Genomic DNA, 24,847 nt, shown 5'->3' with positions numbered 1-24,847 from the left:
ACTGAAAAACCTTATCAGCCATGTGGGTATGGGGAAAATGCAAGTATGTTTCTGGCTATGCGTTTTTTGCATAGCGGAAAAATTACGCTGTGTGGAAAAGGTTCTGCGCAGGATTGAGTTGCAGAAAATTCATAAACCCAGTGACAATGACATTGGTAAATAAAAACAGAAAATCCAGGGACGAAAACGCGATGGCAAAGTACAACGAAAAAGAGCTGGCGGATACGAGCAAGTTTTTAAGTTTTGTCCTCCGACACAAACCGGAGGCGATTGGTATCGTACTGGATCGTGAAGGATGGGCGAATATCGATAAGCTCATACTTTGTGCCCAAAAAGCGGGCAAGCGATTAACCCGTGCATTGCTGGATACCGTGGTCGCAACCAGCGATAAAAAGCGTTTTAGTTATTCCAGTGATGGTAGGTGCATCCGCGCGGTTCAGGGGCATTCGACTTCGCAGGTCGCTATTTCCTTTGCCGAAAAAACACCGCCACAGTTTCTCTACCACGGTACGGCAAGCCGTTTCCTTGACGAGATAAAAAAACAGGGGCTGATTGCAGGGGATCGTCATTACGTGCATCTCTCTGCTGATGAAGCAACGGCACGCAAAGTGGGAGCAAGACACGGATCGCCGGTTGTCTTAACCGTCAAAGCACAGGAGATGGCGAAACGAGGCATCCCTTTCTGGCAAGCGGAAAACGGGGTCTGGCTGACATCAACGGTTGCTGTTGAGTTTCTTGAGTGGTCGTTTATGCCGACTGGGGTACAAAAACAATAAATTCAATATATTGCAGGGGCTATATAGGCCTGATAAGCGCAGCGCATCAGGCAATGTAGCGTTTGTTATCAGTCTGAAAGGATACCCTCGCAAAAGGGTATCCTTTAATAACAACTGCAGAAATTATAGTGATTTACGGCAGGCGGTCAGTTGGGGGCTGGAATCAGCGTCGCTTCCAGTCATACCGGTTAGCATCTGCACATAGTAGTGCCGACTGTAATCATCAGATTCACTTGTCCAGTAAGCTCCCGGTGTAAATTGCGAATTACTGGAAAACGCTCCAACGTTCCCCCATTCACCATACAGCGATCCCTGCGTGCGTTTGTTTTCGCCAGACGTCAAATGTGTGATGCCAGGAAGATTATATCCATCATTTTTAGCATGACAGAGCGCATTGGCAGCTAGCCAGATATTGGTATGATTTCCATTATTCACCCACCAGCCTTTCAGCTTAATTAAGGTCTGGTAGGTTGTACCTCCTTGTCGGGGAACAGCGCTTATTGTGACTGACGTTTGATCGCCGATATTTGCGAAAGAAACTTTACCCGAAGCATCGACAGACACCCAACCCTGTGAACTTGAAAACATATAATCATCAACGGTTTTACCCGCTTCAAAGTTATCATTGTTGAGTGTGTAATACGCCCCTGCAAAACCTTCGCTCGGGAATTTAGCCGTGGAGAAGGTATGGTTGTTTGCAGTGACATGACCGGACATTTCTTTTATCGAGTGGATGAGATTCAGCGATACGCTTAAGTTTGCCTGATGAACCCCGTTCAGCATGGGAATGAGGGTCGCTGTTCCCTCTTTTCCGCCAGTGACAGTCACGGTGTACTCGCCATAATTTCTTTGGCTGTAATCAATATCGCTCAACTTGAGAAAGTTCACGAAGGGGCCTGACTGGACAAATTCCAGATGATCAGACGTCACTATCGGGTTACCGTACTTGTCTTGCAATGTTAGCGTAAGTTTTGCGCTCTGCTGGTAGTCAGCCTTCAGAGTGTCAACATCGGATTTCAAAATTGACTTACTTTCATCGGCCGTGCCGGCAACCAATGTAATGGTTGCGGATTGGTTGGCTGTACCAGGAACTTGCACATTGACTGTTAAGGTTTCTGCCAATGTACTGGTTATTGTCGCCGTGACTTGCCCGGACTGATCGGTACGCGTAGTTGGAATATTAACTACCGGGCTGCCTTTGGTGTCTAAGGCATAACTAACATCGACACCTTCAACCGGGAATCCGTAATCATCTTCTACTCGTGAAGTGATGGTGCTGCTATCGATGCCGTCGGCGGTGATGGTGTCAGGAGAAGCCACGACGCTCACAACATGTGCCGTTTTAGCATCTGCCTTAACCGCAACCGTTACCTGGCTCTGAACGGGAACATCTTTGCCCATTATGGCCGTAACGGTATAGACATTCACTTTGTCACTGGTCAGCGTCACTTTGGCCTGACCAGACTGGTCAGTAAGGATTTCCCCTGTATTGCTTAGCGTTGCACCTTCAGGCGTTACGCTAAAGGTGATAATTTGCCCTGGCATCAATTCACCCCGCGCATTTCTCGCCGTTGCGGTCAGCGTAATACCCTCACTATTATGGACCGTGGTTTCTGGTTTCGATGATGTTAACTCGAGTTTGCCATTTGCCACATTCACGTCAACCTTACTACTACTGTTATTGTCCAGCGTTGCCGTCACCTGATAAACCCCAGGTTGGGTGCTGAGAAGGTTAACGTACGCATAACCGTTATTATCGGTGTAAGCCGTATCGCCTATCGTAATGTTAGTTGTTGGCTGCGCACTTAATCTGACGCGTTGACCCGCGATTACATTGTTAAACGCGTCCTGGACGAGTATCCGTAGCGTGATGTTTTCGCCAACCGTTATCGTTTTTTCGGCTCCGGTTATACTTATTACCTTCGCCGAACTTTCATCCGGGAGCACTGATAAACTAAACGTTTTATTATCGGAAGCTTGCGCTTTCCGGCTCACCACGACGTTATGTTGTCCGGCAATATTGCTGGTCATTGTTACCGTCGCCTGACCCAGCGTATTGGTGGTGACTTCTGTTTCGCTTAGAGTGACATCGTTACTCTGGAAAGTGACCAACTGGTCTTTAAGCGGATTTTGGTAAGCGTCCAGGATCGTTGCCGTCAGGGTACTCCCCGTACTGTTACCCGCAACAATGGAATTTAATGAGGCAGTCAGCGGCTGGAGCTGCGCACTGTTTGTATCCCCAATAAAAGTGACTTGCTGATAAGCAACGGTATTATTTCTGGTCAGCGTCGCCGTAACTGTAAACTCACCCGCTTTTGTGCCTCGCAATGTGACCACGGCATCACCGTTTGCATCGGTGCGGGCGGTTTCACTACTTAGCGTGAAGTTCCCGGTCATGGAGGCTGGCAAGGTAAATTTCACATCCTCATCCGGCAACGGGTGTCCATAAACATCTTTCACACTGGCTGTCAGGATAACGGTATTTGTATTGTTAGCGATCGCACTGCCCGACCCGGCATTCAAGGTCATTACCGATTGTTCCCTGTTTGGGACCACGGTGATCGTGACCGACTGGTGAATATTTTTATCCGCCTCAAGCGAGGCATCGACGGAATAGCTACCAGCTTTTGAACTGGTCAGGTGCACTCGCACAATACCGGACTGGTCTGTTGTGGCGGACGTGTTGTCCAGTTGCGAGCCACCAGGTGCCACAAAATTCACTTTCATATCTTTTAACGGGTTGTTATGAAAGTCTGTGACGGTGGCGGTCAGAGTACTGCCCTGGCTGTTGCCAGCAATAATGGTATCTGGATCGGCAACCAGTTGTTTGAATTTTGGCGTACTCGAATCGCTAACAAATTTCGCAATTATCCGTTGTGAGAAACCATTTGGCAGCGTGGCGCTAATCGTATTTTCTTCCGCAACCTGACTTACCATGTTGATTGTGGCAACACCATATGCATCCGTATTTTGCTGCGGCGGTTCGACAAATTCCGCGCTTCCTTTTTCATTCTTAAAGGTGACCTGATGATTTATCAGGGGATTATCACTCTCATCAGTGACGTTGATAGTGAGGGTATTAAATGTCTTTTTATCGGCGTAAACGTCATTATTTGTCGCTGATAATGTGGCGACGCGAGCCTTATTCTGGTTTGCCTCAATGTTATAAATATGCGATTGCAGTGGAGCATTCCAGTTGTGAAGGCTAAGTTGTGCCCTTAGTGCAGTCCCTTGCTTATGGGCCGGATAATTCGCGGTATAAACGCCCGGCTGCTCTTCGTGCCAGACAATCGTGGTGCCAGGTTTGCTGTTTTCGACAGTAACGGCTTTTACCAATTCCTCTTTTTGATATGCAACCGGTTGATTGCTGTCGTCTTTCAGTTCCACCCTAACCTTGATGTCGTCTCCGGCATAATACGATACGTTATCAATTGTTATTGATGAATGGTCGCGGGATGAGACAACAGGGACGATATTAACGACGATGGATTCTTTTACCGCACTCTCACCGTTAATTTGCGGCGTCAGTGTTACTGAACCTGATGTCGTTCCGGCGGTCAGTATCTGTGTGTAACTACCATCACCGTTATCTGTCCAGTCAGACAGGGTGATATCCTGAACGCCTTCACTGCGGGTTTGCAGCGCCAGCCCCGGCACCGGAGTTCCGTCGGAATCGTGCGCAGTAACGGTCAATGTGGTCGTCGATTTTTTATCTGCAGCCACGGTTAGCGGATTAACGGATAATAGAGAATCTTTCTGGCTTAATGTCGGAGCCTGAATAACTACCATGCTTTGTTCATGCCGTGACAGGTTACCTTTTACATCCTCGGCGGTAACGTCTATCGACCATGTATTATCGGTTTCTGGGGTGTTAGTGAAGCGGTAACCTGGCAGCGTGACCGTGATATCTTTTCCAGACGTGCTGACTTTACCTCCGGCAGCTTCCAGCGCAGCGGCTTCGATGTTATAGCCTTTCAGGGCATATTTGGTCTGTAGCGAGGAAACCAGCGGTTTTATTTCTCCAGACTTCCCTTTCACCGGATCCAGCAGACTCAGGCGAATCAGCTCTTTCTTGCGGTATTCCAGAACGATGTTGTTGTTGCGATCAATCAGGTCATAACGACTACCGGCCAGACTGCGCCGTCCGGCCACTTCGTCCGGATTAAGCTGTTTCTGCATTGAACTGCTGGGTTGCCAGGTCAGATCAACGGCAAAACGTGTGTCATTTTCACCTTGCTTCCCCTGACGCTGTTCCGCACTGAGAGTCAGAAGCGGGAAGGGGGTATAGTTGAGGCCTGCGGTAATAGCATGGGGATTACTTTGACGATCGTTCTTGTCAAACAGCGCCACTTCATCGCCATAGTATTGTTCATAGACCAGTTTTCCCCCCAGTTGTGGCCAGGCAGGTAACCAGCCTTCCGCGCGTAAATCCCAGCCGTTGGCCGGGCGGGCTTCGAAGTCGTTATCCAATTCTGGTGCGCTACGCCAGCCGGTCAGGCCGATATAAGCGTTGCTGCTCAACTTCAGATAATCACGCCAGTATTCTGCGCCAAGCCCTGCGCGGGAGTGATAGCGGCTCAGGTCGTGGTCAAAAAACAGGTTGATGCCTGACATCCAGCTGGAGGTGAAATGACGCCAGCCCAAACCGGTGTTGATCTGGGTACGATCGTCTGTTCGGTGAAGGGTATGCTGGCTGAAGAGCAGATAATCAGGTGTGTCATACCACGGATGCAGGAAGTCGAATTGCGAATTTTTCAGGCTAAAATCTTCATCCACACCCAGAGAGATTTTCGCAGTGCCAAAGTTATTTAACCAATCAGTCATCGCGCCAGAGGCTTCTGAAGATGCCCAACCACGCGCCATGCCGCTGGCCTGCTCACTATTCATATCTTGTGAAAGCAGAGTGCCAACTCGCTGCGAGGTGCTGGCTATTTGATTCTCCAGCGTGTTTTCGCCATTCGCAGGCGGTACGGCATTTTGTTGCTCATGGCTTTTCTGCGAGGTTGTTGCCGGAACATCCAGTTCTTCACCCTGGCGCACGTTATCAAAGCCGCGAGCAAAAGTACGGAACTGATTAAGACGACGAAGCTCCTCCAGTGAAATACCGAAGCGATCAGCAACGCTTTGCGCTGATTCCAGCGCACCAAGCGTGTAAGGCACCGTATTATTTTCTAGTAGAGGGGGGGCAGATGAAACTGTCGTCTGAGGTTTAGCATGTACCACATTTTGTGCCGTCGCCATGACGGGGAAAAAAATTTGTGTAAATAAACAAACTCCGGCGGTCAGGCGGCGTATTTTGTCACCCAGACCACATAAAGAGTTTTGATCATTATTTTTTATTTGATGCGCATTTGTCGAAGCCATAGTGACCTTCCGTGAAAAAACAGAATTAAACTTGTTTTTTCTAGCACGGAGATATAATGCGATCCTGACTATAATATGACCAGAAATAATGAATTAGCCGTGGAATTGCTAAACCAGGAATAATACCGGCGGTGGCTGAGTACCTCCAAAGAAAAAGGATATTTTAATTATTTTACGTGATGTACTGAAAAGTTAAATTCGTTAAATTACTTAAGAATAATTCGTATGCAATTTGAATATTTGCATCCCGCAGATTAATGCTGCGATAAATAGCGCCGCTGCGCCGCAGAGTGTGGCACTGGCGAGCGCCGACGTTCCGTTGCCGAGCATACTGGTCAGCGCCGGGCCAAGAATTTGCCCGATACCATAAATGAGTGTCACAAAGCCCAAAAGGTTAAGATTTCCCGGCACGCTAAGCTGGCGGGCGATGGTCATCACCAGCGAGGTCGTTCCCATAAAGGTGCCGCCAAAACCAATACTGCTGATGATGAGTAATAAAGGAGAGCTGCTGGCGAGGGTTAACAGCACGCAGATCGCCTGCACCAGCAAATTCGCGGTCAGGCAAGGTAATGCTCCCCACCGTTTGGCTGCCCACAGCCAGCCAAAGCAACCTGGGACAATCGACAAGCCAACCAGTGTCCAGAGGTGAGCCGTCAGCACAGGCTGGCCCGCGTCTTTCGCCATGAGCGGCAGGTATGTGGCGACGATGATATAACCAAAACCCGCCAGGCCATACAGAATCGCCAGTAGCCACCAGCTCATGGGTTGTTGCGCGATTTTTGCCAATGGCGCTGGCGGGATAACGTGTTTATCCGACGGGATGAGCAGCGCCAGAGCAAGCAATATAATGGCAGAAAGTGCTCCGGCACCTTGCCACAACGTTTGTGAAGAGAGGGCAAAATGCAGGCCTGCCAGCACATATTCATTACCCAGAGCGATGCCGACGCCAACACCAGAAAATAGCGCCGCAAGGACAAAAGGATGGCGAGTATGTTGCATGATGAGCGTTGAGCCGAAAATCAACATCCCGGCGCTGGCGACTCCCGCCAGAAAGCGAATGATGAAAACCAGAAGAAACGGCGGCAGCCACGCCATCGCGAGGATTAATAATCCGGTTGCGAGGGCGGAAGCTAACAGGAACGGGCGCAGGCGTGAGGGTAAATGAAACGCGCCGAATGAAAACAGCAGGCTCCCCGCCAGATACCCGGCATAGTTACCACTGGCGATCCATGAGAGTTCGCTAAATGAAAACTCGCCTTCCGCCAGCATGACTGGCAGCATCGGCGTATAGAGAAAGCGGCCTAAACCCATACCTAAGGTCAGAACCAGCATCCCGAATAACGCGGTGCTGAAAGAAAAACGTTCTACGGGATGCGATGTCGAATTCATGTTCTGCCTGGTTTGTATTATTTTGAGTTAACAAGTTAATAACAAAAAAGGAGAACCTGCCAGACTGTTATCGTGATTTTGTCGACGTAAAGCGATAAAAAAGATTCGGTTCGCCAACGATATAGATGTTGCCGCTATCATCCATCGCTATCCCTTCCGCCTGCTTGATGTTGTGTGAAAGGCCATACTTACCTTTGGTTAACGACATTTCGCCGATCACGTCACCTCTCACGGTCACTTCCTGCAGGGCGCGTGACTCATGTGACAACACCAGCAACGTATTTTTCTGTGGGTTAAATTCCGCGCCAGAAACATCGTCTAAAGTAAACTGACGCTGCAACGTTTTATCTTTGCTGATATGCAACTCATCGCTACGCAATAGCCCGGTTACTTTGTAGACATCTATCGGATTTTTCTCTTTAAAAAACCAGAAGGTATGGTCCTGAGGGGAGTAAGCCAGTCCTTCAAAGCCACAGTTAGTAGGCGTTTCCTGCAATGGGATTTTAATTTTTTTGAGGATGCTCACTTCCGAGTCAGCGTTAAGTGAAATCACATAAATGGCGTAGTCACGTTCATCACTGATGACAAATTTATTATCACCAATGTATTCAATCGTCTCGAGATCCTTAACAAAATCGAGCGGAATGGTGCGGATCAAGTCGCCCTCGGTCGTCATTTCAACGATGGTTGCAGGTTTGTTGATAGTGCTAAATAAGGTATTGCTCTGCGCTGACCAAGTCAGTGAGGAGATATTTTTAGTTACTCCTGTAATCTCTTTACCATCGATAGTGGCCTGATAATTCTGAAACCCTGCGACATGCTGGCTTTTACGGACGCAGGATTGCACAAAAAACAGGCTTGCCGCCACGATGGCGCAAAGAAAAACGATAAAGGTGATGCGCTTTTTCAACTTATTGCTCCTTATTATTGCTTTTTTTTCTCGTCAAATTCAGTGCGACAGATAAGGAGTATACGGATGAAGCTTAATGAATTCTTAACGCGGGCGATGAAATAGTAAACGCCGCAGGGGGGCGGCGGTTGTCTCTGGATGGCAGAACATTTTCAGCTTACATCGACTGATAAATGCGCCTCATCCATGAATGATAGATGAGGCGGTTAACGTTTAAATGTTAATTTATATCCTCTGCCATACCTGCTCTGTTTGGGTGATTATTGAACTATTCTTCAACTATATACGTTGGCTGATAAGACGTTAAACCCGGAATGGAAAATCTCCTATTCACTTCTTTCTTTAAACGGGCTTGATTAAAACTGTTACTGTCCTGTTGCTTGGTACTGTTCTTGGCTTGTTTATCGGTACTGTCATTGACCTGTTTATCGATATTGTCATTGGCTTGTTTATCGGTACTGTCATTGACCTGTTTATCGATATTATCATTGGCTTGTTTATCGGTACTGTCATTGGCTTGTTGCACCGTACTGTCAATGGATTGTTGCACCGTACTGTCATTGGCTTGTTTCTCGGTACTGTTATTGGCTTGTTTCACGATATTATCATTGTTCAGATATGCTCCCTCAAGATAGACATTTTTCGCTCTGACATTGTAAAAACAGGTATTTTTAAAAAGCGTTTTTATAAATATTGTATTGTCAAGCCATGCGTAGTCAAATAGGATATTCGAACAATTTGCACCAGTACAATTAGTATTGTAGAATTTTGCATTCGAAAAGTTTGCATTAGAGATTTTACAATTTGTTAAATTAGCGTTTGAAAAGTTGGTATACATGCAGATAATACCAGTAAGATTATATTCTGAAAGATCTTTTCCCGATAGATCGGAATAATTTAGTATTGCGCCAGTAAGAATTACTTTAGGTGTTTCAGGTATTTCAGGTATTTGAGGTGTTGCAGGTGTTTTAGGCGTTGCAGGTATTTTATGTGTTCCAGGTATTTTATGTGTTCCAGGTATTTCAGGTATTTTAGGAGTTTCAGATGTTGCAGGTGTTGCAGGTGTTGCAGGTGTTTCATATAGAATCACGGTTGTGAAATCTATGTGTTCAAGATAAGCGTTACTAAGGTCACTTCCAGTAAAGTTTACGCCAGTGAGAACTTTTCCGCTGAAGTTACTGTTCCGTAGATTTGCGTTTTTGAAATTTACATAAGTCAAGTGGCGAACTTTACGAAAATCATTATTTTCTAATGAGGCATTTTCGAATTCTGCATTACGCAGATCACAATCGGTAAAATCCACGCCTTCACAGATCGTACCGGAGAACTTGGCATTTCTAAGAATGCTGCCATTAAAATTGACATTCCTTAGCGCCATTTTCGACAAGTCTATGTCGGTTAAATCCATCTCTGCTAAATTCAACCCTTCGATACACCGTTGACCCGTTGCATCTTCAGGAATAGCAGTGCTAATAGTATTGATGACAACATCACCTATCGTGAAGGTCATTGTAATTCCTGCATCAGAGATAGAGAGTTTTCGCGTAAGACGTTCACTCTTATCTCCAGTGATACTCTTCTGAGCAACGTAAAAGCGCTCGCATGTGTCACAAAATCTTTTCCAGCTCTCATTTGGGGTCAGATTATTGTCCGGGAGGAAATTAGCAATGCTATAAAGATCGTTCAGGACGCTACTTCTTATTTCAGGAGAGGCGCATTCAATAATTTCAGAGGTGGATATTGTATTTTTAATTTTATCTATATTATCCGTGAGATTTCGTGATCCTGCTATATTTGGCTGCTGGTGGTTTTCTCTATAGTATTGCAGCAAATTTTCCCATTGTAAGTTTGTAAACGAGAAAGTTTCAGTCTTGTTATTGTTATCCTGTATTGTTAATTGATTTTCTACTGGGTCAAAAGAAATCATGAAGTTATTCAGGTGTTGATATTGATGAGTGGCATCTAATTTCACTTCAAATGAATTTGAACTTTTGCAGGCATGTTTTAAAAACTTATCACAGGGAAGGTGTTGATCTTTATCTACGTGTTGTGGGTCATTGTGCAAAACAGAGAAAATACTCTCTTTCAAATTGTTCTTGTCAATATAGATTGGTAGTTGCGCTTTTTGTTCCATTATTTTAATAAACTGCTGCAATTGCTCGGTTTTAACATTGCAGTGATGACTTATATCTTTATCTTTATCTTTATCTTTATCTTTATCTTTATATTTAACAGTTAATACGCTTTCATTATCATCTTGTCGATTAAATATTATTTTTAGATCGCCAACGTCAAACTCATGTAAACCATTTCTTTTGGTTCTGCCGATGATTTGTTCTGTTGTTGATGAATATCTATTTAAGGTTAATTCAAGATTGTCGGGATTAGAGATAAGGTGAATAAAAAGATTCAGTACACGCTTAATCAAACCGTCATTCAAATGATTTATATCATAATTAATTTGTTTTTGTATGGTTTCAATTTCCGTGTTAATATCAAATGGTAGGTTGTTTTTTTCATGGCAAGCTTTTAGTCCCGAATACATGCCGAGTGTTGGGAAAATATCCTGGTATATGTTTAGGGAGCCCATATTTCTATCCTTGAATTGTGAAATGTTCTTCTAAATCTAAAATAATCAGGGGGATGGGTAAAGATAAGCTTCGCACAGAAACTTATCTTTTATCATTATCTCACCCGGTAATCATTTTATTTCTCTATGCATAATTATGGGTTTAAGTATAATAAAATGTATTTTGTATTTTAGACGTAAAATAGTAAGGTGCTATCAAAAATCGCTCATTTTGTGGATGGGAAATATTTCATGGCAGGTGAGATATTTAATACAACTTCCTTCATGCAGGATTATGCGCAGCCAATTATCCGGTTGGTATATTTAAAGATCCTATTGCCTGGTTGACGCTTCTGCATCGTAATGCACCACGCACTGCCAGTCGCTGCCCTGCTGGCAATATATCGCTTCGGTTTGCCCAGGGATCACCCATTGTATTTCCTCGCCGGGGGGACAGGTCAGCCAAATGCATAACCCGCAGCCGCCGCGTAAATCACGGGGAATATCGCTGACGCGAAAAGTCATGCCCGCTGCCTGCAATGCCTTGCGGGTTTGTATGACGCCGACCGTGGAGTGAAATAAAAATAAAAACTCTTTCATCGGCGTTTTCTCGCTCGTTGACCAATTACCGCCGCGCCAATTGCGCCAGCAAATTGCGCATCAGGATGGGTATTTACCGGCATTCGCAGGTGAGATTCCAGCATCCGGGCAAACGTCTGGCAATGACTAACGCCACCAGTAAACAGAATCGGCGCTTCACAGGAGAGACGAGCAATGAAATTGGCACTCCGCCGCGCCATCGCGTTAATCACTCCGGCGAGAATCGCTTCTGGCGCGACGCCCGCTGAGCGCAGGCTGATCACTTCTGATTCAGCAAACACTGTGCACATACTCGTGATGGCGTGCGGCGTGACATTTTCGGTAATGCAGTCGAGTTGCTCGACGCTGGTGCCAAGCGTGCGCGAGATCACCTCCAGGAAACGCCCGGTGCCCGCCGCGCATTTGTCATTCATCAGGAAATCGCACAGGTTACCGTCATCATCAAGCTGAATCACTTTGCTGTCCTGACCACCGATGTCGATTACCGCGCGCGTTGCTGGCGCAAGAAACCGTGCGCCCAGCCCGTGACAGGAGATTTCCGTCACTTGTTTATCGGCAAAATCCACCAGTTGCCGCCCGTAGCCGGTGAGCGTCAGAAACGGCGTTGTCTCTAACCCTTCGCGCAGAGTTTCCCAGGCTTCAGTAATTGCTGTTGCCGGACGAAAGGGTGTTGGAACGAGGAAACGGCGCGTAATCACGCCGTCTGCCAGTAAGATCCCTTTGGTGGCGGTAGAACCAGAATCAATGCCAATCGAATATGTCACTGCCACTCCTTACAGCATCTCAATAAAGGCCGCGACACGGGTACTGAGCTGCCCGACATCCGAGGTGGAGTAGTCTGTTTCAATAGCGATATAAGGAATGTTGTGCTGCTGACGCACATGACGTTTAATTGCCAGCGATTCCACCGCGTAGGTATGGCACGCCTGCAAAATCACATCAACTACGCCATCGACCTGATATTCTTCCACCATCTGGCTGAGCATTTTCAGGCGCTGATCGTTCGGCGAAACACAGGAGCAGCCAATCGCCAGATATTTATCCGCCAGCGCGTCGTAGACATCGCCCGTTTCTGCCACGCATTGCTCGGTCGCTTTCGCCCCGGTGCAGTTTTCATAACCGACAACCCAGCCGCCATTCTCTTCAATCGCGCGCACCACTTTCTCTGCTGCGCCGCCAATCGGGCAGCCGGTGATTAAAATGCGCGGACGCGGGTCCAGTCGCTGGCCTTCTTCCCACTGCTGACGAATGCGGGCGGTCATCGCGTCCAGTTCATTGATCAACGCCTCTTTATCGAACCGGAAGGTTGCGCCGTAAACCACTTTCAGAATGTCGCTGCCGCTAAGCGCCGGAGGATTTAACTGCCCAAGATGATAAAAATTGGCCAGTGCGCGACGTTCGCGGTTTTTCAGCGCAATAGCATCGCGCAGAGCATCTTCGCTAATCTCGTGCCCAAAACGTTCTTCTACCGTTTTTTGCAAGCGCAGCATCTCGGCTTTCCACAATGCACGCGAGGCATCGTCCTTAACGCTGTTCGGCAGCTGCATCACATGAACAGGCTTAAACTCCGCCATGTATTCATACATTTTCTTTTTGCCGTCGCAGGTGGTTTCACCGACCACCAGATCCGAAAAGTAGAAGTAGGGGCATTTATCGGTTTTGCCGAAGCCGTAGCTGCTTTTAATCAGCGGGCAGAGGTTGCGCGGCAGTTCTTTCTCCGCTTCTTCAATGGTTTCATCAGAGGTGGAACAGAGCGAAACCACAACCGCACCGGCTGCCATCGGGATCTCTTGCGGCATAAAGGTGCAGTAAGTGCCAACCAGCGGAATGCCGCGCTCCTTGAGATCCATGACGGTGAGAAAGCCTTTCTGGCGAGCTTCAGAGAACTGATCGAAAATGGCGGGTAGATCGGTGACAAGTGACATGATTTTCCTTCCCCGTACCACGGGAGATAATGAAAAGAGGCCACATTATTACCATTCTTTTAGTATGGTTTATTTGATCTCTCTCGCGGTTAGCCACTTAGTTTTTCATGGATTTCTAAAAATTGCCGAGGGGGAACAAGGCCGGGAGCTGCGACAGCAAATATAAAATTAGCCCAATACAACCGCCAACCAGCGTACCGTTGACACGAATAAACTGCAGATCTTTGCCGATATTTAACTCTATTTGCCGCGACATATCCCGGGCATCCCAGCTTTTTACCGTATCGCTGATGTGGCGCGTCAGGAATGCGGAAAACTCAGGCGCGACGCGGTGCGCGGCTTGTTCCAGATGACCATTTAACGACGCCCGCAAGGCATCATCGGCAATTAACGTTTCGCCAAACCATTGACCCGCCCGCGCGATACGTTCTTTCACACGAGAATCTTCACTGTCGATATCCGCTTTCAGCCATTCCCGTAAATCCCCCCACAATTCACTGAGATAGCGGTTAAAAGCTTCATCTTCTTTCAGATAACTTTTTACGGCATCGGCTCGCGCTGCCATTTCCGGATCGTTTTTCAGCTTGTCGATCAGGGCAAAAGTGGCGCGATCAAACGCATGGCGGATCTGATGCGCACGATCGCGGCTGATATCATCAAGCAAAGAATTCACCGCGTCAGAAACCAACTCCGCGCTATGTTCGCCCAGCCATTCGGTGGGGAGAATTTTGGCTTTCAGTGGATGCTCACTCTCCAGCCAGCGAACAATTTGCTGGGCGATAAACTTGCGCGATTTATCGCGCTGGAGAAGGGCGATCAACTGTGCGATCAGCGTATCCAGCAGCACCTGATGACGATCGTTTTTGGTCATACTCTCCAGCATCAACGCACTGGTGCCGGAAAGATCGACCTTATCAATCGCCCGATGGACCGCGCGCTTAAGCAGGCGCTGAATACGCGCATCATCAGTTAATTCGAGAAAACCGCTCATGATCTGCAACAGATGCTGACCAACGCGGCGGGCGTTTTCTGGCTGACTAAACCAGTTGCCAATCAACAACGCCGGTTCGTGGCGTCGAATCAATGCCACCAGGGATTGAGTATCAAGAAATTTTTCCTGCACGAACTGGCCGAGATTTTCGCCAATCCGGTCTTTATTACGCGGGATAATCGCTGTATGACGAGAAATGATCGGAATCGGCACGCGGCGAAACAGCGCCACCACCGCAAACCAGTCCGCCAGCGCGCCGACCATCGCTGCTTCGGCAATCGCCTTCACACCGCTCACCCAAAAATTGGGCGGCAAAAACAGCGTAACGACAAAGGTAGCAGCGGCGATAAGCAGTAAAGAGAGCGCCAACATTTTGGCGCGTCTGAGTTCAATGAGTTTATTCATAACGTTAAGAATAGAGCCTGACGGCAAGATCGCGCAAAAATCACCGCTCCTCCGCCAGCTCGGCAGCCTGATGTTGGCGCACGCGATTGAGCAATCCTGCCAGGGTGAAAACGACGATAACGCCCGCCACGACGGCTAACAGATGAAACGGCAAGCGACCGCCGTTAAACCACAGCCAGCGGCCGATTTCGACCGAGACAGACATCACCATCAGGATCACCATATTCAGCGATGCGGAGACGGTCCCTTTCGGTAAGTTATTGGAAAAAAGCGTAAAGCGGAATAAGGTCGGGAAGATCAAACCAATCCCGAAAGCATACAAACTGGTGCCCAGCACCGACCACAGCCAGACGTGCGGTGACAGCAGATTGCCGATAATCAACAGCGCGAGGCCAACCAGTTGAATGGGTACGGCACGCCAGATAAAGCGCGGTTCGGTCGGATCTTTAACGAAACGCGCCACGATGGCATTCGCGACAATCACCGCGCCGAACACCGGAACCTGTGTCCAGGCGAACTGCGAGGTCGTTAAGCCGCCTGCGTCAATCAGGATCACCGGCGAGACAGCCACCCAACTCATCATTGGGATATAGCTTAAAGAGATGGTTGCTGCGCCAAAGAGGAACAGCCGATTGCAAAAGACATTACGAAAATCGCGCAAGACGCTTTTGGCGCTAAATGGAACCGCGCCGCGCTTCACCGTCTCTGGCATCGCCAGCAGTAAGCCAACAAATGAGATAAAACCCATAACCGCAATGATGGCAAAAAGGACTTTCCAGTGCACAAAGTGCATCAGAGCTGCGCCGGAAAGCGGGCCAATAATCGGCGCAATCAGTACGATGGAGGTGATAATCGCCATCAACTTGATCCCTTTTGTCTGTCCGAACGCCTCCTGCACCGTGACATAACCAACGGTAGCAATAAAACAGATACTGGTGCCCTGAATTGCACGCGCGATAAGAAACTGTGTCATAGACGTTGTGAACATTGTCGCGGCGCAGGCAAGGGTAAAAATGAGCGCCCCGGTAATCAGCACTGGCCTGCGGCCAATCCTGTCGGAAAGCGGCCCCAGCAGCCACTGCAATGCCATGCCTCCAGCGAGATAGAGACTGACGGCAGCCGGGGCCAGACTGACATCGGCATTAAAATCACGGACCACATTAATGATCCCTGGCTGGATCAGGTCCGTCGAAAGATAGGCGGCAAAGTCATACAAAATCAACGCCATCGGGAAAAACAGCGTGGCGGCATGGCGGGCAAAAAAACGTGGCATAACAAACAACTCCTTGTCCGGAGAACCCCAACGGGGAAAACGAAATTCAATACCGTCGGTAATGACGAAAGGCAGGCGAGAAGGACAAATGTACTGAATTTCATGTAATCAACCACACTGCCTGTGAACACACAGACAGAGAAATACCTTCTGACTTCGGGTCAGAATGTATAACGATTACAAATAGTCATCAGTACATTACACCTCTTGAATTGATGGGTTGCATAGAAAATATACACCTTAAGTGTAATTAAAATTTGCGGTTAATCAAAAGAGCGCGGTGGAAAGGGGAATATCTGCCGGGTACAGGAAATGTAAAACGCGAGCCTGTTTCCGGAAAAATGTATCGTTTGCAGACGAACAAAAATAGCCTGGAAAGCGCCTCGGGGAACGGGAAATTGCCGGGTGAGAATGGTTTTGTTAGTCGCTAAAGTCGGGCCATCTTATCAACAGGTGACGGATCGCCATGACAAACTTCACGACCAGCACGCCGCATGACGCATTATTTAAATCTTTTCTCATGCACCCTGACACCGCGCGGGATTTTATGGAGATCCACTTACCCAAAGATTTACGTGAACTGTGCGATCTCGACAGCTTAAAACTGGAATCCGCCAGCTTTGTCGATGAAAAATTGCGGGCGCTACACTCCGATATTCTGTGGTCGGTAAAGACCCGGGAAGGCGATGGCTATATCTATGTGGTGATTGAACATCAGAGCCGTGAGGATATTCATATGGCCTTTCGCCTGATGCGCTATACCATGGCAGTGATGCAGCGCCATATAGAGCATGATAAACGCCGGTTGCTACCGCTGGTCATCCCGATGCTGTTTTATCACGGTAGCCGTAGTCCTTATCCCTGGTCCCTGTGCTGGCTGGACGAATTTGCCGACCCGACTACTGCACGGAAAGTTTATACTGCAGCGTTCCCGCTGGTGGATGTCACTGTCGTGCCAGACGACGAGATTGTGCAGCACCGCAGAGTCGCCCTGTTGGAGTTGATCCAAAAGCATATTCGCCAGCGCGATCTAATGGGGCTTATTGATCAACTGGTAATATTACTGGTTACAGGGTGCGCTAATGACAGCCAGATAACCGCGCTGTTAAATTACATTTTACTGACTGGCGATGAAGCGCGTTTTAATGAGTTTATCAGTGAACTTACCCGTCGAATGCCACAACACAGGGAGCGAATAATGACGATTGCAGAGCGAATTCATAATGATGGATGGCTGTTAGGGATGGAAAAGGGGAAAGAAGAAGGGGAACAACGCCTCCTTAGATTGCTTTTGCAGAACGGTGCGGATCCTGAATGGATACAACGATATACTGGACTTTCGGCAGAGCAAATGCAGGCATTAGAGCAACCCTTGCCTGAAAGCAAGCGCGATCCATGGATCGAGTACTAATCAGAGACTGATGACAAACGCAAAGCTGCCTGATGTGCTACGCTTATCAGACCTACATTACCTCTGCAATCTATTGAATTTGCGCGATTTGTAAGCCGGATAAGGCGTTCACGCCGCATCCGGTATGAACAAAGCACACTTTGCCTAAGCCATGCTGGAACGTGGCGATGCCCCTGCAAAGATAAAACGAGTCACAGGCGATTCGTGAGAGGAAATCAGGGGCCTCGCCACTAATTCGAAATTATTCTATTGCCCGATACACGGCCTCGCCAATTTGCTTCAGTGCTTCGCGATAGGTTTCGCTGAGCGGCAAAGCGCAGTTGATGCGCAGACAATTACGGTATTTGCCGGAAGCCGAGAAAATCGAGCCTGCCGCCACCTGGATTTTCATGCGGTACAGCTGCCGCGCGACGCAGACCATATCGACCTGTTCAGGCAATTCTATCCACAGTAAAAATCCGCCTTTCGGGCGCGTAATACAGATTTCGCAGGGAAAATATTCCCGTATCCAGCAGGTATAAAGCGCCAAATTGCGCTGATAGATCTGCCGCATCCGCCGGATATGGCGATGATAGTGACCTTCCAGCACAAACGTTGCCGCCGCCATTTGCGTGGACGGCACATTAAAGCTGCTGATGGCGTATTTCATATGCAGCAGTTTATCGTGATAACGCCCCGGTGCGACCCAACCCACGCGCAGGCCTGGAGCAATACTTTTACTGAACGAGCTGCACAACAGCACTCGCCCGTCGATATCCCAGGAATGAATGGTCCGCGGGCGCGGATACTCCGTTGCCAGTTCGCCGTAGACATCATCTTCAAAAATCACAATATCATGACGCTGAGCGAGAGAGAGAACGGCCCGTTTGCGCGCGTCCGGCATAATAAATCCCAGCGGATTATTACAGTTTGGCACCAGAATGATGCCTTTAATCGGCCACTGTTCCAGCGCCAGTTCCAGCGCTTCAACGCTGATGCCAGTTTCTGGATCGGTTGGGATTTCAATCACTTTCACGCCCATGCCGCGCAGCATCTGCATCGAACCGTAATAACAGGGAGATTCGACCGCGACAATATCGCCCGGTTTACACACCGCCATTAACGCCAGCGACATCGAGTTATGGCAGCCGCTGGTGATGATGATGTCATCGGCGGTGACCACCGAGCCGCTGTCGAGCATCAGGCGGGCAATCTGCTCTCGCAATACCCGCTGACCGGCTAACAAGTCATAACCGAGAACGGTTTGCAGATTATGCTGCACCACCCGGCTTAGCTCACGCCACAGCGGTTTCAGGCTGGGCGTTTCGACATCCGGCGTGCTTTTGCTTAACGGAACAATGGAACTGTCGCTATGCGCCTCCAGCATATCCAGTACCTGATCCCACTGGGTAATTTCCACCGGGCGCTGCACCGGACGCGTCATCGGCGGCACTGGCGGCTGGGCTTTACGTTGTGCGACAAAATACCCCGAACGCGGCTGCGGAGTGATGAGCTTCATCGTCTCCAGCGTCTGATACGCCTGCTGCACGGTGCTGATGCTGACGCCGTGCTCCTGACTTAAGCTGCGCACCGACGGCAATTTCTCCCCGTGACGATACAGCCCTTGCTCAATCCGCTCGGCAAGCAGAGTTGCCAGATGTTGATAACGCGTCATGCTGTATTCCTTATTTGGACCATACAGAAAGAAAAACCGGTACAGATGAGGCTAAAAAACCGGATGCAGATGCTGTTTTAACCTGTCTGTATGTTAAATAAAACTAATATTTGCATCTGTATTGTGAACTGCCAGAAGACGGATGATGAAGCCTCTGAAAGATGAGGAGGCAGCAGATGGAATTTCACGAAAACAAAGCCAAAACGCCGTTTATCAGACTTGTGCAACTCTGGCAGGCGGTGAGGCGTTGGCGGCGGCAAATGCAGACCCGACGAGTGTTACAGCAGATGAGTGATGAGCGGTTGAGGGATATTGGGTTACGCAGGGAGGATGTGGAGTGAGGGGTATGTTCGTCGCGGATAAACAGGATTTCTCTATAACCTCCACAAGGAAGTGGTTATTATTGCGAAATCATCGTTTCACGGAAAGACGTCAGAATGAAAGCTACAGAAGCTCGCTTACTCGATTTTTTAAAACGTTCGCAGCAGTTTGTTATTCCCATTTATCAACGGACTTATTCATGGACAGAACAACAATGTCGGCAACTTTGGGACGACATCATTCGTGCAGGAAAGCGTGACGATATATCAGCGCATTTTATCGGTTCGGTTGTTTATATAGAGCAGGGATTGTATCAGGTTTCTGGTATTTCTCCGTTGCTGGTCATTGATGGTCAGCAGCGGCTGACGACCGCAATGTTGCTGATTGAGGCTTTATCGCGCCATCTTGGCGAAGACGAAGTTTTTGATGGCTTTTCGGCAATGAAATTGCGTAATTATTATTTGCTCAATCCTTATGAGTCCGGCGAGAAAGGTTTTAAATTACTGCTGACCGAGACTGATAAAGACAGTTTACTGGCGTTAATAAAACAAAGACCAATGCCAGAAAACTATTCCCATCGAATAATGGAAAACTTTACTTTCTTTGATGAACAAATTGCCAAACTCGGTGATGACTTGATCCCCTTATGTCGTGGGTTAGCAAAGTTATTAATTGTCGATGTGGCGCTTAATCGTGGTCAGGATAATCCGCAACTGATTTTTGAAAGTATGAACTCCACCGGTAAGGCGTTAAGTCAGGCCGATCTGGTGCGCAATTTTATTCTGATGGGCCTCGAACCAGAGCATCAAACCCGATTGTATGAAGATCACTGGCGTCCAATGGAAGTCGCCTTTGGTCAGCAAGGTTACAGCGAATATTTTGACAGTTTTATGCGTCATTATCTGACGGTAAAAACGGGGGAGATCCCTCGGACAGATGAAGTCTATGAGGCATTTAAACTCCATGCCCGCAGCCAGAGTGTTGCTGAAAAAGGCGTAGATCGGCTGGTTGAAGATATTCATATCTACGCGGAGTATTACTGTGCAATGGCATTGGGAAAAGAAAGTGACAAATCGCTTGCTACGGCTTTTCAGGATTTGCGCGAGTTAAAGGTCGATGTGGCGTATCCTTTCTTACTGGCGCTTTATCATGACTATAAAAATGGCGTTTTGTCTCACGAAGATTTTCTGAGCATAATTCGTTTAATTGAATCTTATGTTTTCCGCCGTGCAGTATGTGCAATTCCGACAAATTCTTTGAACAAGACATTTGCCACTTTTTATAAAGTTATTAATAAAGAAAATTATCTGGAAAGTATTCAGGTACATTTTTTGAATCTACCTTCATATCGTCGTTTCCCCAACGATGATGAATTTAAACGGGAATTAAAAGTTCGCGATCTCTATAACTTCCGTAGTCGCAGCTACTGGTTACGACGACTGGAAAACGATAAACGCAGAGAGCGCGTGGAAGAGTTTACGATTGAGCATATTATGCCGCAGAACGAAAATTTGTCGGCTAAATGGCGTGAAGAGCTGGGAAGTGACTGGCAACGCATTCATAAAGAACTGTTGCATACGTTGGGGAATCTCACATTAACGCGCTATAACTCCCGCTACAGTGACAGACCTTTCGCGGAAAAACGCGATATTGAAGACGGCTTTAAGCATAGCCCGCTCTATTTGAATATCGGTCTTGGACAGTGCGAAAAATGGGATGAAGCCGCCATTCACGCCCGAGCCGATCGTCTGGCCGATCTCGCGATTCAGGTCTGGCAAGCGCCTTCTCTTTCTGAAGAGGTTTTAGCTGTTTATCGGGGGCAGCCTGAAAACAAAACCAGTTACAGCCTGAGTGATTATCCTTTTCTTGCTGATGGTTCGCATAGCCGGGTGTTATTCGATCATCTTCGCGATGAAGTTATGCGCCTGGACGCAGGGATCACGCAGGAAGTATTGAAGCTATATATTGCGTTTAAAGCTGAAACGAATTTTGTTGATGTTGTGCCGCAAAAAAGCCGACTGCGATTGTCGCTTAATATGCAGTTTCATGAACTGGTCGATCCGAAAGGTATTGCCAAAGATGTGACAAATGTTGGGCGATGGGGCAATGGTGATGTGGAAATTTGTTTCAGCGACCTCGCACAACTTCCTTACATTATGGGATTAATTCGTCAGGCATTTGAAAAACAGATGGAGAGCGCGTTGGTATAACGCGGCGAATAATACCCGGTAGCACTGGTGCTACCGGGTCAATGTATCAGGCAACTTTTTGTTTACCCGCAATCACCCCAATAAATTCCTGTATCTGCTTTTGTTTACGCGCCGACAGCTTGCACACCTGGCGCAGCGACTGCATCAGTTCGCTCTCTTCGGCGGCGGGTGGTTGGGCTGTGAGGACAATACAGCCTTCCATCACTTTGACATCTACCGCTGTGCCGGTGGCAAAACCGGCGGCTTCCAGCCACTGACCTTTCAGGGTGATGGCGGGAATACGGCTGCAATCCGGGTAGCGGCTCGCATAACTCACGGTTAATTGACGGTTATTTGCCGGGGAGACTTCTGCTTCGAACGGTTGTGCAATAGAATGCGTGTCAGTCATAACTGCTATTCCTTGAAAATAGTGATTGTGATGAGCGGTGCGGGTGTGTTGGCGCACATCCGCACCGCGCTAAATATCTGGATATATCATCAGTAAATACAGGGAAAGTCCAGCTAAAAATAGAAAATAATAAAAGCGTTATTGGAAAGATTTGGAAGAAAAATTAACATTAATTCACAATGGCCGGATAACAAAGTGTATCCAGCCTTCATGATTAATTTAAAGCACTCATATGATGTTCTTTAAAATTCTCTACCTGTGCCAGCACACCCATATAAACATCATCATTCGCTACTGGCGGGAACTTATGCTTGTGTAGAAGCAGAATAAGTTCAACTTTCAGTTTCGCTTTAATATCATCGCGTTTACTCCAGTCAGGATATTTCGATGTGTTGTCAACCACGCTTTTCATCTCTTTTTCCAGTAATTATTTGTAATAACTGAATCTTCGTTGCCGGAAGTTTGATCTTGTTAATTCCAGCGGCTAAAACGCTGGAATTTAACAGCAAAATGGTACGCTTTTATCACCGCAAAGAGGCGAGGGAGATGATGGTGTTTTTGGTGGCGGCTATCATGCGTGACTAATATCTTAGATATGCATTCATAACGCCCGGTACAGCGTTACCGGGCGTTATGGAGATAATTTATCATTTTTACATATATTGTGGGCTTTGCTTATAGGTTCTTAGTAGATGCTCATTTAACGCACCTTCACCGTGCAAGGTTACCAAGAGATTGCAACGTGCTCGGGTAAAACCTACATAGAGTCTCTTTATATCCTCACTCAAATCATCACTATTATCCCGTGTTCTCGCTGCATCAATAATGACAACTGAGTGAAACTCAAGTCCTTTGCTGCTGGGTAATGGCATAACAGAAATACGCTCTTGTTCTGGCGTCCAGGACTTTTTATCTGCAGAGCTTACAATAAGATTAAAGGGGATATTTTTCGATTCAAGTACAGAACTTAGAGAGTTAGAAAGGATGTGAGTTGAAGGACTAAGTATAGCAATTTCAGACCACGGAATCCCTTGTTCATTTTGCTCTGTAATCCATTTGACTGCTCTTGCTATTTCTTCGTCCTGTGTGTCGAAATGTTCAAGCTTGGGATAATCGCCATTCATTCCTCCCGCAGCAGGTTTATGATAGGTTAAAGAACTATCGATATGGCTATTAAGATAATTAAATGCAATGCAACTGGCAAAGTGTAGAATTTGTTGTGTGTTTCTATAATTTATATTAAGAATAGTTGTGCGTCCTGTCGCTTTAATATCCACGCTGGACAGTGTAAAGTCTAATGCTTTCTTTTTTTGATAAATTGACTGAGCATCATCATAAAGAAATAGCAAATTCTCGTCCTGAGAGTCAGTCATTTTTGCCAGGATTTTTAACCATTCGGGCTTAAAATCATGTCCTTCATCAATTAATACAGCGCTGTATTGTTCTGGTTTTATTTTTCCTGTGTTGAAACCATCAGTCAACGCTTGCTCCATATTTTCAAAAATATTATCCCCTTCTGGAATGGTGATCTTGTTTTTTTTAATTTGTTGGAAACACCAAGCATGAAAATTATTAACCTTTATTTTCTCTTCAAAGGGATGATTGATGAACATCGACCGAAGTTTTTTGGCTAAAGTAATATTGTAGCAAATGACAAGTATTGGCTTTTCGCTGTCATTTTTTTTCGCTAATTCCTGACAGCGATGATAGAGGATCAATGTCTTACCTGAACCTGCAACACCATGAATTATTCGGTGGCCGTCTCTCATACTTCTGGCAAGTTGTTCCTGTTGAGTATCCAGGATAGAAATGATGGTTGGTGCATCGACACTAAATTCATCACAGTTTTTACTTCTCTTTTCCCTTTCTATTCTGACATCGGGGTATAAGTGCCATCTAATCCTGTTCAACTGTTCTTGTGTAGCATGACATTTGAAGTCATATTTAATCAACGAATGTATTTTGGATGAAACATCCCCTTTTGACATGAATTCATTTAGTTCGTCTTTGCAGATGATAAGATCTGATGGGAAGATCCCGAGCAGCTCTTCTTGAGTAAATTTATTATTTAATGCTTCTCGTGTAATATTACTAAAGTAGACGCCATATCCATAGGGGAAAAGAAGATTGCCATTGTAACGATCTTCCTGTTGGCACAATAGGGGGTCTTTTTTTAACTGGTTTACAGCTTCGAAAGCATATCGCCTAACTTGTTCTATCGGATTCTTTAAAGATTGAATGCCATTTTGTGTCTCATACAAAACATTAGACTTGTTGGCTTTTTTTATTTTTGTAATAAACCAATCTTTTACCTCGAGAAAAATAATGCCTTTTTCTGGCGAAAGTATCATAAAATCTGGGTGAAGATGCTTATCACCCGTGGGAATGTCATACCAACAGCAGCACTCTTCGCCTAGTCCTCTTTCCAGAATTCTTGCCAGCCTTTTCTCTCCGGCAGTAATTTTATCGTTGCAGCTACTGATTGTTGGGATTATTGTTGCCATGTTAATCTCTTGTATTCGTGTTGATTATAATTCAATTGTTATTAATTTATTTGCTGATTGTCTGGGTTGGTAATAATTTTCTTTTTGGGACTGTATCAGAATGTTTGCATATTTGGAAATTAATACATCTATCACGCCCCAATAGGACGACTAGTCA

Annotated in this window: 16 protein-coding genes and 2 pseudogenes; 5 read left to right on the top strand and 13 right to left on the bottom strand. The window is 46.9% G+C overall.

Annotated elements, in window-relative coordinates; genetic code table 11:
• The first annotated feature begins 191 nt into the window (after positions 1 to 191).
• Complete coding sequence (gene kptA / locus ACJHW7_RS07635) at positions 192 to 776, top strand: RNA 2'-phosphotransferase (RefSeq protein WP_021557493.1); 585 nt, start codon at positions 192 to 194, stop codon at positions 774 to 776.
• Between the two features lie 123 nt (positions 777 to 899).
• Here the strand turns inward: kptA and iatD are convergent, their stop codons facing one another.
• The 9 genes from iatD to mdtM form a co-directional block, all read right to left on the bottom strand.
• Positions 900 to 6,140, bottom strand: a complete 5,241-nt coding sequence (iatD, locus tag ACJHW7_RS07630; RefSeq protein WP_021557494.1) for an inverse autotransporter IatD — start codon at positions 6,138 to 6,140, stop codon at positions 900 to 902.
• A gap of 210 nt (positions 6,141 to 6,350) precedes the next feature.
• Positions 6,351 to 7,529 (bottom strand): MFS transporter, encoded by a 1,179-nt coding sequence (locus tag ACJHW7_RS07625; protein ID WP_001089429.1) that lies wholly within the window; start codon positions 7,527 to 7,529, stop codon positions 6,351 to 6,353.
• Positions 7,530 to 7,596: 67 nt separating this feature from the next.
• Entirely contained in the window at positions 7,597 to 8,439 is an 843-nt protein-coding gene (locus ACJHW7_RS07620) for an SdiA-regulated domain-containing protein (protein WP_021557495.1), read from the bottom strand.
• A 268-nt stretch (positions 8,440 to 8,707) separates the two neighbouring features.
• Positions 8,708 to 11,029 carry a pentapeptide repeat-containing protein gene (locus tag ACJHW7_RS07615; protein WP_040234461.1) on the bottom strand — a complete coding sequence of 774 codons (2,322 nt, stop codon included), beginning with the start codon at positions 11,027 to 11,029 and terminating at the stop codon, positions 8,708 to 8,710.
• Between the two features lie 312 nt (positions 11,030 to 11,341).
• A complete protein-coding gene (locus ACJHW7_RS07610; protein ID WP_000657677.1) occupies positions 11,342 to 11,608 on the bottom strand; it encodes a DUF3343 domain-containing protein in 267 nt (88 codons plus the stop codon).
• On the bottom strand, positions 11,605 to 12,372 hold the full coding sequence (gene yjiL / locus ACJHW7_RS07605) for a putative 2-hydroxyacyl-CoA dehydratase activator YjiL (RefSeq protein WP_021557497.1): 768 nt from the start codon (positions 12,370 to 12,372) through the stop codon (positions 11,605 to 11,607). Before yjiL ends, ACJHW7_RS07610 begins: the two co-directional genes overlap by 4 nt.
• Before the next feature lie 9 nt (positions 12,373 to 12,381).
• The gene (locus ACJHW7_RS07600; protein ID WP_021557498.1) at positions 12,382 to 13,533 is read right to left on the bottom strand and encodes a double-cubane-cluster-containing anaerobic reductase; all 1,152 of its coding nucleotides are present in this window, start codon (positions 13,531 to 13,533) and stop codon (positions 12,382 to 12,384) included.
• Positions 13,534 to 13,648: 115 nt separating this feature from the next.
• Positions 13,649 to 14,929 (bottom strand): DUF445 domain-containing protein, encoded by a 1,281-nt coding sequence (locus ACJHW7_RS07595; protein WP_001037372.1) that lies wholly within the window; start codon positions 14,927 to 14,929, stop codon positions 13,649 to 13,651.
• A 40-nt stretch (positions 14,930 to 14,969) separates the two neighbouring features.
• Positions 14,970 to 16,202: a multidrug efflux MFS transporter MdtM gene (gene mdtM, locus ACJHW7_RS07590; protein WP_001137015.1), complete on the bottom strand. Its 1,233-nt coding sequence runs from the start codon at positions 16,200 to 16,202 to the stop codon at positions 14,970 to 14,972.
• 466 nt (positions 16,203 to 16,668) lie between these two features.
• On the opposite strand from mdtM, the gene ACJHW7_RS07585 reads away from it, so the two are divergent.
• Positions 16,669 to 17,613, top strand: a complete 945-nt coding sequence (locus ACJHW7_RS07585) for an Rpn family recombination-promoting nuclease/putative transposase (protein ID WP_021557499.1) — start codon at positions 16,669 to 16,671, stop codon at positions 17,611 to 17,613.
• Between the two features lie 241 nt (positions 17,614 to 17,854).
• Here ACJHW7_RS07585 and ACJHW7_RS07580 read toward each other — a convergent pair whose 3' ends face one another.
• Positions 17,855 to 19,267 (bottom strand): PLP-dependent aminotransferase family protein, encoded by a 1,413-nt coding sequence (locus ACJHW7_RS07580; protein WP_021557500.1) that lies wholly within the window; start codon positions 19,265 to 19,267, stop codon positions 17,855 to 17,857.
• Between the two features lie 176 nt (positions 19,268 to 19,443).
• On the opposite strand from ACJHW7_RS07580, the gene ACJHW7_RS07575 reads away from it, so the two are divergent.
• The 3 genes and pseudogenes from ACJHW7_RS07575 to ACJHW7_RS07565 all read left to right on the top strand — a co-directional run bounded on the left by ACJHW7_RS07575 (position 19,444) and on the right by ACJHW7_RS07565 (position 21,798).
• Positions 19,444 to 19,608 carry a DUF1127 domain-containing protein gene (locus ACJHW7_RS07575; RefSeq protein WP_000394276.1) on the top strand — a complete coding sequence of 55 codons (165 nt, stop codon included), beginning with the start codon at positions 19,444 to 19,446 and terminating at the stop codon, positions 19,606 to 19,608.
• A gap of 96 nt (positions 19,609 to 19,704) precedes the next feature.
• Positions 19,705 to 20,358: pseudogene (locus ACJHW7_RS07570) on the top strand (DUF262 domain-containing protein); the annotation flags it as partial.
• Between the two features lie 276 nt (positions 20,359 to 20,634).
• Positions 20,635 to 21,798 carry a DUF1524 domain-containing protein gene (locus ACJHW7_RS07565; RefSeq protein ID WP_100736261.1) on the top strand — a complete coding sequence of 388 codons (1,164 nt, stop codon included), beginning with the start codon at positions 20,635 to 20,637 and terminating at the stop codon, positions 21,796 to 21,798.
• A 46-nt stretch (positions 21,799 to 21,844) separates the two neighbouring features.
• On the opposite strand, the gene symE is transcribed toward ACJHW7_RS07565, so the two are convergent.
• The 3 genes and pseudogenes from symE to ACJHW7_RS07550 all read right to left on the bottom strand — a co-directional run bounded on the left by symE (position 21,845) and on the right by ACJHW7_RS07550 (position 24,690).
• Entirely contained in the window at positions 21,845 to 22,186 is a 342-nt protein-coding gene (symE, locus tag ACJHW7_RS07560; RefSeq protein ID WP_021557502.1) for an endoribonuclease SymE, read from the bottom strand.
• A 214-nt stretch (positions 22,187 to 22,400) separates the two neighbouring features.
• Positions 22,401 to 22,610 (bottom strand): annotated as a pseudogene (locus ACJHW7_RS07555) (type I restriction enzyme endonuclease domain-containing protein); the annotation flags it as partial.
• 229 nt (positions 22,611 to 22,839) lie between these two features.
• On the bottom strand, positions 22,840 to 24,690 hold the full coding sequence (locus tag ACJHW7_RS07550) for a 3'-5' exonuclease (RefSeq protein ID WP_021557503.1): 1,851 nt from the start codon (positions 24,688 to 24,690) through the stop codon (positions 22,840 to 22,842).
• Positions 24,691 to 24,847: the final 157 nt, after the last annotated feature.

Source organism: Escherichia sp. WS1152, from assembly GCF_046487665.1.
Taxonomy (GTDB): Bacteria; Pseudomonadota; Gammaproteobacteria; order Enterobacterales; family Enterobacteriaceae; genus Escherichia; species Escherichia coli.
Note: the sequence above shows the minus strand (reverse complement) of the source record. Positions and strands in the feature narration are given on the sequence as shown.

Bases quoted from the DNA above. Each gene is read 5' to 3' on its own strand.
- kptA (WP_021557493.1), top strand. From the start codon at position 192: ATGGCAAAGTACAACGAAAAAGAGCTGGCGGATACGAGCAAGTTTTTA.
- iatD (WP_021557494.1), bottom strand. From the start codon at position 6,140: ATGGCTTCGACAAATGCGCATCAAATAAAAAATAATGATCAAAACTCT.
- ACJHW7_RS07625 (WP_001089429.1), bottom strand. From the start codon at position 7,529: ATGAATTCGACATCGCATCCCGTAGAACGTTTTTCTTTCAGCACCGCG.
- ACJHW7_RS07615 (WP_040234461.1), bottom strand. From the start codon at position 11,029: ATGGGCTCCCTAAACATATACCAGGATATTTTCCCAACACTCGGCATG.
- ACJHW7_RS07610 (WP_000657677.1), bottom strand. From the start codon at position 11,608: ATGAAAGAGTTTTTATTTTTATTTCACTCCACGGTCGGCGTCATACAA.
- ACJHW7_RS07600 (WP_021557498.1), bottom strand. From the start codon at position 13,533: ATGTCACTTGTCACCGATCTACCCGCCATTTTCGATCAGTTCTCTGAA.
- ACJHW7_RS07595 (WP_001037372.1), bottom strand. From the start codon at position 14,929: ATGAATAAACTCATTGAACTCAGACGCGCCAAAATGTTGGCGCTCTCT.
- mdtM (WP_001137015.1), bottom strand. From the start codon at position 16,202: ATGCCACGTTTTTTTGCCCGCCATGCCGCCACGCTGTTTTTCCCGATG.
- ACJHW7_RS07585 (WP_021557499.1), top strand. From the start codon at position 16,669: ATGACAAACTTCACGACCAGCACGCCGCATGACGCATTATTTAAATCT.
- ACJHW7_RS07580 (WP_021557500.1), bottom strand. From the start codon at position 19,267: ATGACGCGTTATCAACATCTGGCAACTCTGCTTGCCGAGCGGATTGAG.
- ACJHW7_RS07575 (WP_000394276.1), top strand. From the start codon at position 19,444: ATGGAATTTCACGAAAACAAAGCCAAAACGCCGTTTATCAGACTTGTG.
- ACJHW7_RS07565 (WP_100736261.1), top strand. From the start codon at position 20,635: ATGGCATTGGGAAAAGAAAGTGACAAATCGCTTGCTACGGCTTTTCAG.
- symE (WP_021557502.1), bottom strand. From the start codon at position 22,186: ATGACTGACACGCATTCTATTGCACAACCGTTCGAAGCAGAAGTCTCC.
- ACJHW7_RS07550 (WP_021557503.1), bottom strand. From the start codon at position 24,690: ATGGCAACAATAATCCCAACAATCAGTAGCTGCAACGATAAAATTACT.